This window comes from Caballeronia sp. GAWG1-5s-s, from assembly GCF_023631445.1.
Taxonomy (GTDB): domain Bacteria; phylum Pseudomonadota; class Gammaproteobacteria; order Burkholderiales; family Burkholderiaceae; genus Caballeronia.
In genome coordinates, this window is sequence record NZ_JALQDC010000003.1 from 24,371 (window position 1) to 39,156 (window position 14,786).

Genomic DNA, 14,786 nt, shown 5'->3' on the forward strand with positions numbered 1-14,786 from the left:
TATGTGGCATGACTTTACGCGCTCGTCCACGACTGGCGAACGAGCGCGGTTCGTCTCGATCGCCAAGCCTCACTCCACCGCCTTCATCATCTCCTCGACCACCTTCTTCGCATCCCCGAACACCATCATCGTCTTGTCCATATAGAACAGTTCGTTATCGAGCCCGGCGTAGCCCGCCGCCATCGACCGCTTGTTCACGATGATCGTCCGCGCCTTGTACGCTTCGAGAATCGGCATACCCGCGATGGGCGATTTCGGGTCCGTCTTCGCAGCCGGGTTCACCACGTCGTTGGCTCCGAGCACGAGCACCACGTCCGTCTGCCCGAACTCGCTGTTGATGTCTTCCATCTCCTGAACCATCTCGTACGGCACTTCGGCTTCCGCAAGCAGCACGTTCATATGCCCCGGCATGCGCCCCGCGACCGGGTGAATCGCATACCGCACGTCGATGCCTTTCTCGACCAGTTTGTCCGTCAGCTCCTTCAGCGCATGCTGCGCGCGTGCGACGGCGAGCCCGTAACCCGGCACGATCACCACGCTTTCCGCGTTGCCGAGCATGAAGGCGGCGTCGTCGGCGGAACCGGACTTCACCGGCCGCTGCTCCTGCGCGCCGCCCGCCGCCGCGCCGCCCGCCTCACCGCCGAAGCCGCCGAGAATGACGTTGAAGAACGAGCGGTTCATGGCCTTGCACATGATGTACGAGAGAATCGCGCCCGACGAACCGACGAGCGATCCCGCGATGATCAGCATCGGATTGTTGAGCGAGAAGCCGATGCCCGCCGCCGCCCAGCCCGAGTACGAATTGAGCATGGAGACCACGACCGGCATGTCCGCGCCGCCAATCGGAATGATGATGAGCACGCCGAGCGCGAACGCGATCAGCGTCATGATGACGAACGGCAGCCACGACTGCGTCACCATGAAGATGATGCCGAAGCCGATCATCGCGACAGCCAGCAGCAGGTTGATCAAATGCTGCCCCGAGTAGACCACCGGCGCGCCCTGAAAGAGCCGGAACTTGTACTTGCCCGAGAGCTTGCCAAAGGCGATCACCGATCCCGAAAACGTGATCGCGCCGACGAACGTGCCGATGAACAACTCGACGCGATTGCCGTAGGGAATCAGATAGCCCGGCGGCGCGAGTCCGAACGCGGACGGCTCCGCAACCACCGCATACGCGATGCACACGGCCGCGAGACCGATCAGCGAGTGCATCGCGGCGACGAGCTCGGGCATCTTCGTCATCTCGACTTTCGCCGCGATATACGCGCCCGCCGCGCCGCCGATGATCAACGCCGCGAACAGGAGCGACAGCCCGAGCGAAAGATTGGAGCCGAGATCAGCGGCCTGCTTTGTGATGAGCGCGAGCGTCGTGAAAATGGCGATGGCCATGCCCGCCATGCCGAACGTATTGCCGATGCGCGCGGTCTTCGGATTCGACAGGCCCTTGAGCGCCTGAATGAAGCACACCGACGCGATCAGATACAGGAGAGTGACGACGTTCATGCTCATTTACGCGCCCTCCTTGCTGGTCAGCTTCCTCGGTTCCTTCTTCTTGAACATTTCGAGCATGCGCCGCGTGACGAGAAAGCCGCCGAACACGTTCACCGCCGCGAGCAGCACCGCGAGCGCGCCGAAGAACTTGCCCGTGCCGCCGACCGTGAGCCCGACCGCGAGCATCGCGCCGACGATCACGATCGCCGAAATGGCGTTCGTCACGGCCATGAGCGGCGTATGCAGCGCGGGCGTCACGTTCCAGACCACGTGATAGCCGACGTAGATCGCCAGCACGAAGATGATGAGGTTGATCACCGTATGGTTGATGACGTCCATGTTCGTCTCCGTGTCAGGCGGTCGCGCGGGCGAGCTGTCCGTCGCGGCACTGGAGCGTGGCCGCGACGATGTCGTCCGCGAGGTCGATGTTGAGCGTGCCTTCCTTCGTCAGGATCAGCTTCAGGAAGTCGAGCAGATTGCGCGCGTAGAGCGCGGAGGCGTCGGCGGCGACCATCGAAGCCAGATTCGTGTGGCCGACGATATGCACGCCATGCTTCGTCACCACCTGATCGACTTCGGTAAGCGGGCAATTGCCGCCTTTTCTGCCTTCGAACTCGGGGCCGCGTCCGGCGGCGAGATCCACGATCACGCTTCCGGGTTTCATGTGCTTCACCGTTTCCACCGAGATGAGCGTCGGCGCGGGACGGCCGGGAATCAGCGCGGTCGAGATGACGATGTCGGCCGCCTTCGCGCGTTCGTGCACGAGCGCGGACTGTCGCGCGAGCCAGCTCGGCGGCATCGGACGCGCGTAGCCGCCGACGCCTTGCGCCGCCTCGCGTTCCTCGTCGGTTTCGAAAGGCACGTCGACGAACTTCGCGCCGAGCGATTCGATCTGCTCCTTCACGGCCGGCCGCACATCCGACGCTTCGACCACGGCGCCGAGGCGCTTGGCCGTCGCGATCGCCTGCAGGCCCGCGACGCCCGCGCCGAGCACGAGCACGCGCGCCGCTTTCACGGTGCCGGCGGCGGTCATGAGCATCGGCATGAATCGCTGATAGTACTGGCAGGCCATCAGCACGGCCTTGTATCCGGCGATGTTCGCTTGCGACGAGAGCACGTCGAGGCTCTGCGCGCGCGTCGTGCGCGGCGCGGCTTCGAGCGCGAACGCGGTGATGTTGGCCGCTGCGAGCCGCGCGGTGTTCTCGGTGTTGAACGGATCGAGCATGCCGATGAGCACGGCGCCCGGCTTCATCGTCGAGAGCTCTTCGGCGGATGGCGACTGGACCTTGAGCACGATGTCGGCTGAAAACGCGGTGCCGGCATCGACGATATCCGCGCCCGCTTGCGCGAACGCGTCGTCGATATAGCTCGCCCGCACGCCCGCGCCGCTTTGCACCGAAAGGCGGTGTCCTTGCGCGACGAGCTTTTTCACGGTCTCCGGCGTGGCGGCGACGCGCGCCTCGTTCGCCCGCGTCTCGGCAGGCACTCCGATATGCATGTTGAATCCTCCTGTCTTTTCTTTTCTTGCCCTCGCGCGCGGCCACGCTTGAGGGAGAGACCAAGGCTGTTTTCGGGTTTCAGATGCTGACGGACGACGTTCTCAACTCTAACTGAAGAATAAGCGCCCAAAATGCGATCCGGGGCGCGATCGCACTCCGCGCTAACCCTTAGGCCGCGCGCACGTGATCGGACGGGTGACGGTAAAATGTCGGCCATGAAATCAGATACTTGGGCTCCTCACGTTACGGTCGCGGCGGTCGTCGAGCAGGACGGGCGCTTCCTCGTCATCGAGGAACACACGTCCGCAGGGCTGCGAATCAACCAACCGGCCGGTCATCTCGAAGCGGGCGAAACGCTCGTCGAGGCGGTCATTCGCGAGACGCTGGAAGAAACGGCGCATCGCTTCGAGCCCGAGGCGCTCGTCGGCGCGTACATGACGCACTTTCAGCGTCCGGGGCGCGACGTGACGTATCTGCGCTTCACCTTCTGCGGCAAGTCTGCGGGCGAAGTGGCGGGGCGCGCGCTGGACAAAGGCATCGTTCGCGCAATGTGGCTCACGCCCGACGAACTGCGCGCGACGGCCGCGCAGCATCGCACGCCGCTCGTCATGCAGTGTGTCGACGACTATCTGGCCGGGCGGCGCGTGCCACTCGATTTCATCCATACGCATTCGGTCGCGCCGGTGGTGCGCTCCTGACGCGCTCGCGCGCCAACAACGCGGTAATCCTATGAGCAAGCGAAGAGTAGTGGTGGGCATGTCGGGCGGCGTGGATTCGTCGGTGACGGCGTGGCTGCTGAAAGAGCAGGGCTACGACGTCGTCGGCCTGTTCATGAAGAACTGGGAAGATGACGACGACGGCGAATATTGCTCGACGCGGCAGGACTGGATCGATGTGGTGTCGGTGGCGGACCTGATCGGCATCGACGTCGAGGCGGTCAACTTCGCCGCCGAATACAAGGACCGCGTGTTCGCCGAGTTTTTGCGCGAGTACTCGGCCGGCCGCACGCCGAATCCGGACGTGCTGTGCAACGCCGAGATCAAGTTCAAGGCATTCCTCGATCACGCGATGTCGCTCGGCGCGGAAACCATCGCGACCGGCCACTACGCCCGCGTGCGCGAACAGAATGGCCTCTTCCAGTTGCTGAAGGCCACCGATTCGACGAAGGACCAGTCGTACTTCCTGTATCGGCTGAATCAGCAGCAGCTTTCGAAGACGCTCTTCCCGCTCGGCGAGATTCCGAAGACGAAGGTGCGGGAAATCGCCGCGCAGATCGGCCTGCCGAACGCGAAGAAGAAGGATTCGACCGGCATCTGCTTCATCGGCGAACGGCCGTTTCGCGACTTCCTGAACCGCTATCTGCCGACGCAACCCGGCCCGATGAAGACGGCCGAAGGGAAGGTCGTCGGCGAGCACATCGGGCTTGCGTTCTATACGTTCGGGCAGCGCAAGGGCATCGGCATCGGCGGCGCGAAGGACGGCAGCGGCGAGCCGTGGTTCGTCGCGGGCAAGGACATGGCGAGCAACACGCTCTATGTCGTGCAGGGCCACGACCATCCGTGGCTTCTGTCGCAGACGCTCGTCGCGGGGAACACGAGCTGGGTCGCGGGTTTCGCGCCCGAGGACGGCACCGCGTGCGCGGCCAAGACGCGCTATCGGCAGCAGGACGCCGCGTGCCGCTTCGCCGCTGCGGACGACGGTCATTTCGAATTGAACTTCGATGAAGCGCAGTGGGCGGTGACGCCGGGACAGTCGGCCGTGCTGTATCAGGGCGACGTGTGTCTCGGCGGTGGGATCATCGAAAGCGCGGCGGCGGACGTGGTACCGCACGCGCCGCGCGTCGTAGCGGCGACTGCAAGCTGAAGACACGCGCCCCGGACGCGCGTGCTCCAGGGCGCGCTTCGATGGCCGTTTCCTATCGACTCGATAAAAAGTCATTTGATACAATCGCTTGACTCTCTACCTATCGATAGATAAAGTGAGGGCATCGACATCGGATGAACGGTGAATCACGCGATGGACAAGAACACGGTACGCGAGGCGCTGCTCGATCACGCGCAGACGGTCATGATGAAGCGCGGCTACAACGGCTTCAGCTATCGCGACTTGTCGGAACTCGTCGGTGTGAAGACGTCGAGCATCCACTATTACTTTCCAACGAAGGAAGACCTTGCGCTCGAAGCGGTGAACGCCTATAGCGCGGACGTCATGTCCTCGGTCTATGCCATCGACAGTTCGGCCTCGGCCGACAAGAAGCTCGACCGCTACACGAAGCTCTTCGGGCGCATCATCGGCGACGGGACTCAGGTCTGCCTATGCGGCATGCTGGCAGCGGACATCGAGTCGTTGCCGGAGAAAGTGCGTCATGCCATTCAGGCGTTCTTTCGCGCTAACGAAAACTGGCTGGCAAAGGTCCTGGCAGAAGGCGAGGCGCAGGATACGCTCGATGCCGGAGGCAAGCCGGAAGCGGCGGCGCGCGCGCTGTACGCCGCATTTCAGGGCAGTCTGCTCGCGTGCCGATTGTTTCAGACGCGGGCGCGTCTGGATGAGGTTGCCGCAACGGTGCGGCGGTAGATAACCCTGTGGATAAGTCTGTGAAAAACCCGTTTTCCCTTTTGCCTATGTCTATCGTTCGATAGGTAGATTTTGGCGTGAATCATCCCGACATGAAGAGAGGGCACCTTCGCGAGCCTTGCGTGGCGCGCCCGGCTGTATTGCGGGGATAGCCGCGCTACGCACACGAACCAGATGCACCACACGATTCCGTCGATTTATCTATCTAGTAGTAGATAAGCATCAAACTTACGTTTCCTTTTTACCGACCGGAGCACACCATGAAAAAGCTGAAAGCCACGTTGATCGCAACCGCCGTTGCCACCGCCGTTCTGTCGCATACCGCAGCCGACGCCGCGCCGGTGCTTGAACCGACGACGCAGCAGTTCATCGACACGCTCGCCGCCAAGAACGGCCCGCCGATCTACACGCTTTCCCCGGCCGACGCGCGCAACGTGCTCGCAGGCGCGCAAGCGCAGCCGGTGAAGAAGGAAGCCGCGAAGATCGAAGACCGCGTGATCGAAGCCGGTCCAACGGGCAAGATCGCGTTGCGCATCGTCCGGCCGGCGCATGCGAAGGGCGCGTTGCCCGTCATCATGTATTTCCACGGCGGCGGCTGGGTGCTGGGCGACAAGAACACGCACGACCGGCTGGTGCGCGAAATCGCGAACGGGGCAGAGGCCGAAGTCGTGTTCGTCGATTACGACCGCTCGCCCGAGACGAAGTATCCGGTGCCGATCGAGGAAGCGTACGCGGCGACGCGTTACGTCGCGGACCACGCCCGCGAGTTCGATGTCGATGCGTCGCGCATGGCGGTGGCCGGCGATAGCGTCGGCGGCAACATGGCCGCGGCCGTGACGCTGCTGGCAAAGGAGCGGCACGGCCCGGCGCTGCGCGCGCAAGTGCTGTTCTATCCGGTGACGGACGCCAATTTCGATGACGGCGCGTACAACGAGTTCGCCAACGGCCCGTGGCTCACGCGCGACGCGATGAAGTGGTTCTGGGACGCCTACGCGCCGAACGCCGCAGATCGCGCGAAGGTTACGGCGTCGCCGCTGCGCGCAAGCATCGACGAATTGAAGGGATTGCCGCCGGCGCTCGTCATCACCGACGAAAACGACGTGCTGCGCGATGAAGGCGAAGCCTACGCGCGCAAGCTGACCGAAGCCGGCGTACCCGTGACTTCGGTGCGCTACAACGGCACGATCCACGATTTCGTGATGCTGAACGCCCTCGCCGGGACGCCCGCCACGCGCGCCGCGATCGCGCAGGCCAACGCGACGCTCAAGGCCGCGCTGAAGAAGTGACGCGCGGATGCCGGACCGCTCCCGCCGCGCGCGGGAGCGCGGCCCTCAGCGCGGCTCCGTATCGATAAACGATTGCCGTTGCGCGAGCCGCGCGTAGAACTTGTCGAGCGCCGGGTGGGCCTCGCGCCAGTCGAGGTCCGGCATGCGGAAGTCGAGATAGCCGAGCGCGCAGCCGCACGCGATGTCGGCGAGCGTGAAGCGGTTCGCGGAGCACCACTGTTTCGTGTCGAGACCACGCGCCATCGCGCGCAGACCGTCCTCGATCTTGTGCCGCTGCCGCGCGATCCACATGTCGCTGCGGTGGGCCTCGTCGCGCAGCACGCCTTCGAGGCGAATCAGGACGGCCGCGTCGAGCATGCCGTCCGCGAGCGCTTCCCAGCAGCGCACTTCGGTGCGCTCGCGCCGTTCCTGGGGCAGCAGCTTGCCGACCGGCGTCAGCGTGTCCACGTATTCGCAGATCACGCGCGAATCGAACACCGCTTCGCCGCCGTCCAGAATCAGACACGGCACTTTGCCGAGCGGGTTGAAATCGTGGATCTTGGAATCGGATGCCCAGACATCTTCGAGCACCAGTTCGCAGTCGATCTTCTTTTCCGCCATCACGATCCGCACCTTGCGGACGAATGGACTCGTGTGCGAACCGATTAGTTTCATCATCTATTCTTCGCGTTCGTTTCGGATAAAGCGGAGGTCGATCTTAACCGGGCGCGCCTGCGCCAACTGCATTTTCGAGATGCGGCGCAGGCCGGTGTCGTCTGGCGACAACATGCCGTTGCCGCAAGACGCTCAGTGCTGCTCATCAGCAGACGAAACACGGTGCGAAGCAGACGGAAATATCGGGTTCCTATGCGTTCGGCGCATGCAACGCGCCGAACTTACTGCGCGCTGGCAGTCGTCGCGCCATCCGACGCCGGGCACGGCAAAACCGGCGCAGGGCGCGCGCTGGCCGCTGCCGCCTTGCCCTTGGCGGACGATGACGCCGCGACGGCGGGCGGCAGCGCAGCGAGACTTCGCACGCCTGCTGAAATAGCCGTGGCGAGCGCATTCACCGCTTTGCGATGCCCGTCGATCAGCGCGCCGTAGCCGTCGCCGACAGGCTCGTTTGCGACCGTGCGACAGGTCATGACCGTCTGCGAACCGGCGGCGCGCACGCTCCAGACCGCATCGAGCACGGCCTGCGAGCCCGGCCACGACTCGAACCGCTGCACCTTCACCGTCACGCGATACACCGGCGCCGATTCCGGATACGGCGTGCCGTAGACATCGATCGCATTCAGCTGCTGCGAGAGATCGCTCGACAGCGCGCGCCGCACTTCGTCGCCGGGAAGCGAGGCCCAGCGTTCCTGTTCCAGCACGCTCACTTGCGCGGGACTCGTCTGCACGACCAGCTGATTGCGCGAAACCTGCTCGGGCATGTCCACCGGCGCGAGCTGGAAATAGAACGCCGCCGCCGACGACGACACCGGAGCCGGCGTCTGCGCCGCGCCGCCCAACGTGTAGAACCGGCTCGACGGCGAGGACGCGCACGCGCACAGCGCGCCCGCCGCGCCCACCGTCAACAACAACGCGCCGAACCTCATGGTTTGTCCTCCGGTTTGCCGCGCAACAGCGATTCCGGATGACGTTCCAGATAATCAGCCAGCGCATTGAGCGATTGAAGCGTCCGCGTGAGTTCCTGCATCGCCTGATGCACGTCGGACTGAAGCGGCGAGTCCTGCTGAAGCGTCGATTGCGCCGCGCCGAAGGTTTTCTTTGCCTGCGTGAGCGTGTCGCGCATTTCGGGCATGACTTCCTTGTTGAGCTGGTCGAAGAGCGTGTTGGCGTTCTTCAGCGAGCCGTTCAGGTTCGTGCCGATCTGGTCGAACGGAATCTTGTCCAGCTTGCGCGCGATGTCGGCAATCTGCAGTTGCAGCTCGTCGAGCGTGTTCGGCACCGTCGGCAGTTCGATCGGATCGCCCGCCACGTTCACCTTCGCGGGCGCGGCTTTCGGGAAGAAGTCGAGCGCGACGTAAAGCTGGCTCGTCAGCAGATTGCCGGTGCGCAACTGTCCACGCAGGCCGCGCTTGACGAGCAACTCCAGCATGTCGTGGCTCTGCTCCGTTCCCTGTTCGGGCAGCGCGGCTTTCGCACGGCGGCCGAGCCGGTCCGGATACAGGTCGATGGTCACGGGCATCATGAACGAATGCGTCTGCTGGTCGTATCGCACGCCGATGCCCGTCACCTGTCCGAGCACGATGCCGCGGAAATCGACCGGCGCGCCCACCGACAAACCGCGCAACGACTGATTGAAGTTCATCACCACATGCACCGGATCGCCGTCGGGGTCGCGCATCGCGTCGGCCTGATCCGAGGCGAGGCGGAAGGTTGCGTTCTCCTTCGCTTGCGCGCCGGCCTGCTGATTCGGCGGCGTCTGGAACGCGATGCCGCCGAGCACCACAGTGGCGAGCGACTGCGTGTTCAGCGTGAAGCCGCTCGAATCCAGCCGCAGATCGACGCCGCTCGCGTGCCACCAGCGCGAGTTCGTGCCGACGTACTGATCGTACGGCGCGTTCACGAAAACCTGCATGGTGACGCCGGTGCCGTCTTTATCGAGCGAAAACGCCGTGACCTGCCCGACCTGCACGCGCCGGTAATACACCGGCGAGCCGATATCCAGCGAGCCGAGCGATTCGCCGTGCAGCGTGAACGTGTGTCCCTTCTGGTCGCCGGTGACGGCAGGCGGCGTCTCCAGACCGACGAAGTAGCTCTGATCCTCGGTCGATTTCCCCGCGTCCGCGCCGATGTACGCGCCGGACAGCAGCGTGGAAAGACCGGTGACGCCGCTTGCCGCCACGCGCGGCCGCACGACCCAGAAGCGCGTGTCCTTCACGGCGAAATCGGTGGCTTCCTTCGTGAGCTGGACATCGACGAGCACGCGCGAATGGTCCTTCGACAGCGTGATCGTCTTGACCGTGCCGATGTCCACGTCCTTGAACTTGACCTTGGTCTTGCCGGGCTCCAGCCCTTCGGCGCTCACGAAACTGATAGTCACGGTCGGGCCGCGACTCGACACCGTCTTCACGACCAGGAACACGCCGATCAACGCCGCGACGATCGGAATGACCCACACGAGCGACGGCAGCCAGCGGCTGCGCGGCTCGATCACCGGCTCGGGCAGTCTCGGCGGCAGTCCGCCGCCGCTCGTTTCCTCGAAAGGCTTGGGAGCATCCGGCCCATTCGGACCTTGGGCACTAGTCATATTTCTTTCCTGACGGTTCTATGTTGTCCCATATCAGACGTGGGTCGAACTGCATGGAGGCGAGCATCGTCAGGACGACGACGGACGCGAACGCGAGCGCGGCCGGCCCCGCCGTGATGACCGCGACCGACTTGAAGCGCACCAGCGCGACGGTGAGCGTCACGACGAAGATGTCTAGCATCGACCATCGGCCGATGCCTTCGACGATGCGATAGAGCGTCGTGCGCTGACGCGGACGCCACGTCGAGCGCCGCTGCACGCTCACGAGCAGAAATGCGAGCGACAGCAGCTTCAGCATCGGCACCAGAATGCTCGCCACGAAAATGACCACGGCGAGCGGATAGTCGCCATCGTTCCAGAACAACGCGACGCCGCTCATGATGGTGTCGTCTTCCGCGCCGAGAATCGACGACGTGTGCAGCATCGGATAGACGTTCGCGGGAATGTAGAGGATCGCCGCGCTGATGAGGAGCGCCCACGTTCGCGCGATGCTGTCCGGATTGCGCCGGTGCACGGCCGCGCCGCAGCGCGTGCAGCGCTGCTTTTCGACCGTGCGCGCGAGCGGCTGCACGAGGCCGCAGGCGTGGCAGCCGACTACGCGCTCGCGCGAGGCCGTGGTGAACAGCGTGGGCGGTTCGGCGCCGGGCGCGGACGACTCGGTGTTGCGCGGAATGTCGGTCACGATTTCTGCCTCGCGGGCGGCGAGACGGCCACGCGCCCGCGCCGGGGAAGCTGGCCCGCGATATCCCACAGCGAGCGCGGATCGAAACTGACGACGACTGCCACCATCAGCGTGAGCGCGCCGAACGCGAAGAGCGCGGCTTCGGGAATCACGCGCGCGACGCTCAGCATCTTCACGAGCGTGACGAGCACGCCGAGCATGAACACTTCGATCATGCCCCACGGCCGCACGAACTGAATCGCGCGCAAGGTGACGTCGAAACCCGGCGGAATATAACCGGCGCGCACGGGCATCAGCACATAGAGCAGGGCGGTCAATTCGCAGAGCGGGAACAGGATGGTCGCGCAAAACACGAGCACTGCGACGACCTCCATGTGCTCGCCCCACAGCGCGATGATCGCGCCGATGAGCGTCGTCTGCGAGGTAATGCCGTTCGCGTCGAGCTCGACGATGGGAAACGCCTGCGCGATGACGAAGGTGATGAGCGCAGCGAGCGTCGTCGCGCAGATGCGGTCGAGGTTGGATGTCATGCCGCGGTAGAGTCGCGTGCCGCAGCGCGGACAGTTCGCGGTGCTATGTTCGGGCAGCGCGCGCTTTCTGAAGAGCGCGTCGCATTCGTGACATGCGATCAGTTCTTCTGAATCGTTCACATTCATAGTCGATGCCGGGCCTTCTCATGCGTGTTCGTGGGGCGCCGCAAGATCGGCCCGGGGCAAAAAGAGCAAGTCCCGGGCCAGCGCGCACGGTAGCAGCATGGTATCAAAGACCGATGACGCGCGACGATACGGCAGGCGCGAAGCAAGCGAGACCCCGGCGCGGAATAAACCGGCCGACGGTTCCGTTCACTTCTGGCTGCGCCCGGAGGCATCGACCGTTGCATGCGCGGAATAGTTCGTTGCATGGATGCGGTACATCGCTCGGAAACGGCCGCAAAGCCGCGCCGGTGCTGGCCCGGAGCGTGGGCGGCAGGTCCCGGCACGTGTGATGGCATTTCGCCGTTGTTCGGGTAGCATGGCGGCGCGTGCATCGGTCAGGCGCACCCAGCGCACATTAGCCATATTCAGGACATCAGCATCATGGAAAGCAGTGTTGGCATCTCGCAAGCCAGTTCGGCCGAGCGATACGGCGCGACGGCGATCGCATTTCACTGGCTCATCGCGCTCTTGATCGTGGGCGGGTTCTATCTCGGCTGGATCATGACCGACATTCCCGGCTTCACCCCGACCAAGCTCAAGTACTTTTCGTGGCACAAGTGGATCGGCGTGACCGTGTTCGTGCTTGCGGCGCTGCGGCTCGTGTGGCGCATGACGCATCGCGCGCCCGCCATGCCGGCCGGCATGCCGCGCTGGCAGCAGGGCGCGGCGCACGTCACGCATATTCTGCTCTACGTGCTGATGGTCGTGATTCCCGCGTCCGGCTATCTGTACAGCTCGGCGGCGGGCTTGCAGGTCGTCTATCTCGGCGTGCTGCCGCTGCCGACGATCATCGGACCCGACAAGGCGCTCAAGGCGACGCTGCGCATCGTCCATGTGGCGCTGAACTACGGCCTGCTGGTGCTCGTCGCCATGCACGTGCTCGCGGCGCTCAAGCATCATTTCGTCGATCGCGACGGCTTGCTCGGCCGCATGCTGCCCTTCATCAAGTGATCGAGGCGCAACGTTCGATTGTTTCCTCGCCGTTGGCAACGCATGTCCGGCTCGTTGTTGGTTCCCGCATGCTTTTGATTTTCAATACCGGTTGCTCGTCGATACGTCAAAAAAGGCACACATGAAACTGAAACTCAATGGTTGGATGCTGGCCGCCGTGGCCGCAGCATCGCTCGCCACGGCAGCGGGCGCGCAGGCGCAAGTGGATATGGCGAAGAGCTCGGTCATCGCCACGTCCAAGCAAATGAACGTGCCCACCGACGGCAAGTTCAACAAGTTCAACGCGCAGATTTCGTTCGATCCGGCGAAGCCCGCGGCGGGCAGCGCGAACATCACCATCGACACCGGCAGCTACGATCTCGGCGACGACGACTACAACAAGCAGGTGCGCGGCAAGGAATGGTTCGACAGCGCGACGTATCCGACCGCCACGTTCGTTTCGAGCGCCATTGCGCCGGCGGGCGGCAACCAGTACAAGGTCACCGGGAAGATCACGATCAAGGGCAAGTCGCAGACGGTCACGGTGCCCGTCACCATCACGCAGCAGGGCGCGACCGAAACCTTCGACGGCGCGCTGCCGATCAAGCGCACGCAGTTCGACGTGGGCACGGGCGAGTGGAAGGACACGTCGGTGGTCGCGGACGATGTCGTCATCAAGTTTCATATCGTCGCCGCGAAGAAGTAAGCGGCGGCCGTTTCGTTCAACAACCTAGATTCAACGCTCATTCAGTCAGGAGAAGCACTTGAACAAGCTTTCGATGATCGCCGCCGGCATGCTCGCAGCCGGCCTGTCCTTCAGCGCGATGGCCGCTGACACGTACCAGCTCGACCCGAACCACACGTATCCGAGCTTCGAGGCGGACCACTTCGGCGGCGTGTCGACGTGGCGCGGCAAGTTCAACAAGAGCAGCGGCACCGTGGTGCTCGACCGCGCGGCGAAGACGGGCACGGTGGACGTGACCATCGACGTGTCGTCGATCAACACGGGCAACGCCAAGCTCGACGAGCATCTGCAAAAGCCCGAATTCTTCGATGCCGCCAAGTACCCGACGGCCGTGTACAAGGGCACGTCGATCAAGTTCGACGGCGACAAGCCGTCCGAAGTGGTCGGCACGTTGACGATGCACGGCGTGACGAAGCCGCTGAACCTGAAGATCGAGAGCTTCAAGTGCTTCGTGAACCCGATGATGAAGAAGGAAGTCTGCGGCACGGAAGCGACGGCGACGTTCGATCGCGGCGACTTCGGCATGGACTACGGCAAGTCGTACGGCTTCAGCCTGAAGACGGTGCTGCATATCCAGGCTGAAGGCGTGAAGCAGTAAGCCTCGGCGCATCGCGCGAGGAGAAACGAAAAGGGCCGGTCATCGAGACCGGCCCTTTTGCTTTTTGCGCTGAAAAGAAGGGTTAAACCTGAGCGCCCGCGTTCGGGTCGTTCGGATCGTACTTGTCCTTCTTGTCCTTGATCAGATCTTCACGCTTGACGCCGAACCACATGGCGAGCGCGGCGGCCACGAACACCGACGAATAGATACCGAACAGAATACCCACGGTCAGCGCGAGCGCGAAGTAGTGCAGCGTCGGGCCGCCGAAGAAGAACATCGAGAGCACCATCATTTCGGTACAGCCGTGCGTGATGATGGTCCGCGACATCGTGCTCGTGATCGCGTGGTTGATGACTTCGATCACCGTCATCTTGCGCTGCTTGCGGAAGGTCTCGCGAATCCGGTCGAAGATAACGACCGACTCGTTCACCGAATAGCCGAGCACCGCGAGAATCGCCGCCAGCACCGACAGCGAGAACTCCCACTGGAAGTAGGCGAAGAAGCCGAGAATGATCACCACGTCGTGCAGGTTCGCGATGATGCCCGCCACCGCGTACTTCCACTCGAAGCGGAACGACAGGTAGATCACGATGCCGATCACCACGCACGCGAGCGCGGCGAGCCCGTTGGTCACGAGTTCCTTGCCGACCTGCGGCCCGACGAACTCCACGCGCTGCAAGGTGACTTGCGCGTCGTTCGACTTGAGCGCGCTCATCACCTGGTCGCTCTGCTGCGCGGAGGTGAGGCCCTGCTTGAGCGGCAGGCGGATCAGCACGTCGCGCGAGGTGCCGAAGTTCTGCACTTGCGCGTCGCCGTAACCGAGTTTCGCCATGGTGGCGCGCACCGGTTCGAGCGGCACGGCCTGCGGATACTGCACTTCGATGACCGTGCCGCCGGTGAACTCGACCGACAGATGCAGCCCGCGATGCACGAGGAAAAAGACAGCCGCGAGGAACGTGATGAGCGAGATCGCGTTGAAGATCAACGCGCGCTGCATCAGCGGCAAGTCGCGGCGAATGCGGAAGAATTCCATGTTTCGTTTCTC

16 protein-coding genes are annotated in these 14,786 nt (G+C 63.7%); 7 read left to right on the forward strand and 9 right to left on the reverse strand.

What is annotated here, in order from left to right; all coding sequences use genetic code 11:
- Positions 1-69: 69 nt before the first annotated feature.
- The 3 genes from NCR34_RS02590 to NCR34_RS02600 are packed head-to-tail and all read right to left on the reverse strand — an operon-like array spanning position 70 to position 2,992.
- The gene (locus NCR34_RS02590) at positions 70-1,512 is read right to left on the reverse strand and encodes an NAD(P)(+) transhydrogenase (Re/Si-specific) subunit beta (protein WP_175939458.1); all 1,443 of its coding nucleotides are present in this window, start codon (positions 1,510-1,512) and stop codon (positions 70-72) included.
- A complete protein-coding gene (locus tag NCR34_RS02595; protein WP_175939459.1) occupies positions 1,513-1,833 on the reverse strand; it encodes an NAD(P) transhydrogenase subunit alpha part 2 in 321 nt (106 codons plus the stop codon).
- A 13-nt stretch (positions 1,834-1,846) separates the two neighbouring features.
- Positions 1,847-2,992, reverse strand: coding sequence for a Re/Si-specific NAD(P)(+) transhydrogenase subunit alpha (locus NCR34_RS02600; protein WP_250499026.1), 1,146 nt, complete (start codon positions 2,990-2,992; stop codon positions 1,847-1,849).
- A 216-nt stretch (positions 2,993-3,208) separates the two neighbouring features.
- Here NCR34_RS02600 and NCR34_RS02605 point away from each other — a divergent pair, with 216 nt between their 5' ends.
- The 4 genes from NCR34_RS02605 (at position 3,209) to NCR34_RS02620 (ending at position 6,853) form a co-directional block, all read left to right on the forward strand.
- Positions 3,209-3,691, forward strand: a complete 483-nt coding sequence (locus tag NCR34_RS02605; protein WP_248321190.1) for an NUDIX hydrolase — start codon at positions 3,209-3,211, stop codon at positions 3,689-3,691.
- A 31-nt stretch (positions 3,692-3,722) separates the two neighbouring features.
- The gene (gene mnmA, locus NCR34_RS02610; RefSeq protein WP_248321191.1) at positions 3,723-4,856 is read left to right on the forward strand and encodes a tRNA 2-thiouridine(34) synthase MnmA; all 1,134 of its coding nucleotides are present in this window, start codon (positions 3,723-3,725) and stop codon (positions 4,854-4,856) included.
- A 153-nt stretch (positions 4,857-5,009) separates the two neighbouring features.
- The gene (locus tag NCR34_RS02615; protein ID WP_248321192.1) at positions 5,010-5,567 is read left to right on the forward strand and encodes a TetR/AcrR family transcriptional regulator; all 558 of its coding nucleotides are present in this window, start codon (positions 5,010-5,012) and stop codon (positions 5,565-5,567) included.
- 260 nt (positions 5,568-5,827) lie between these two features.
- Entirely contained in the window at positions 5,828-6,853 is a 1,026-nt protein-coding gene (locus NCR34_RS02620; protein ID WP_248321194.1) for an alpha/beta hydrolase, read from the forward strand.
- A gap of 45 nt (positions 6,854-6,898) precedes the next feature.
- Here NCR34_RS02620 and NCR34_RS02625 read toward each other — a convergent pair whose 3' ends face one another.
- From NCR34_RS02625 to NCR34_RS02645, 5 genes are all read right to left on the reverse strand, one after another.
- Positions 6,899-7,507 carry a glutathione S-transferase N-terminal domain-containing protein gene (locus NCR34_RS02625; protein WP_248322244.1) on the reverse strand — a complete coding sequence of 203 codons (609 nt, stop codon included), beginning with the start codon at positions 7,505-7,507 and terminating at the stop codon, positions 6,899-6,901.
- 221 nt (positions 7,508-7,728) lie between these two features.
- Complete coding sequence (locus NCR34_RS02630) at positions 7,729-8,433, reverse strand: PqiC family protein (RefSeq protein WP_248321196.1); 705 nt, start codon at positions 8,431-8,433, stop codon at positions 7,729-7,731.
- Positions 8,430-10,091, reverse strand: coding sequence for a PqiB family protein (locus NCR34_RS02635; protein ID WP_248321198.1), 1,662 nt, complete (start codon positions 10,089-10,091; stop codon positions 8,430-8,432). Before NCR34_RS02635 ends, NCR34_RS02630 begins: the two co-directional genes overlap by 4 nt.
- The gene (locus NCR34_RS02640) at positions 10,084-10,773 is read right to left on the reverse strand and encodes a paraquat-inducible protein A (RefSeq protein ID WP_371747371.1); all 690 of its coding nucleotides are present in this window, start codon (positions 10,771-10,773) and stop codon (positions 10,084-10,086) included. Before NCR34_RS02640 ends, NCR34_RS02635 begins: the two co-directional genes overlap by 8 nt.
- The gene (locus NCR34_RS02645) at positions 10,770-11,429 is read right to left on the reverse strand and encodes a paraquat-inducible protein A (protein WP_248321199.1); all 660 of its coding nucleotides are present in this window, start codon (positions 11,427-11,429) and stop codon (positions 10,770-10,772) included. Before NCR34_RS02645 ends, NCR34_RS02640 begins: the two co-directional genes overlap by 4 nt.
- A 420-nt stretch (positions 11,430-11,849) precedes the next feature.
- Between NCR34_RS02645 and NCR34_RS02650 the strand changes: the two genes are divergently transcribed.
- The 3 genes from NCR34_RS02650 to NCR34_RS02660 all read left to right on the forward strand — a co-directional run bounded on the left by NCR34_RS02650 (position 11,850) and on the right by NCR34_RS02660 (position 13,741).
- Positions 11,850-12,419, forward strand: coding sequence for a cytochrome b (locus NCR34_RS02650; protein WP_248321201.1), 570 nt, complete (start codon positions 11,850-11,852; stop codon positions 12,417-12,419).
- A 121-nt stretch (positions 12,420-12,540) separates the two neighbouring features.
- Positions 12,541-13,104 (forward strand): YceI family protein, encoded by a 564-nt coding sequence (locus NCR34_RS02655; RefSeq protein ID WP_175939471.1) that lies wholly within the window; start codon positions 12,541-12,543, stop codon positions 13,102-13,104.
- A 73-nt stretch (positions 13,105-13,177) separates the two neighbouring features.
- Positions 13,178-13,741 (forward strand): YceI family protein, encoded by a 564-nt coding sequence (locus tag NCR34_RS02660; RefSeq protein ID WP_371747402.1) that lies wholly within the window; start codon positions 13,178-13,180, stop codon positions 13,739-13,741.
- A gap of 82 nt (positions 13,742-13,823) precedes the next feature.
- Here NCR34_RS02660 and secF read toward each other — a convergent pair whose 3' ends face one another.
- Positions 13,824-14,774 carry a protein translocase subunit SecF gene (gene secF, locus NCR34_RS02665; RefSeq protein ID WP_248321204.1) on the reverse strand — a complete coding sequence of 317 codons (951 nt, stop codon included), beginning with the start codon at positions 14,772-14,774 and terminating at the stop codon, positions 13,824-13,826.
- Positions 14,775-14,786 lie beyond the last annotated feature (12 nt).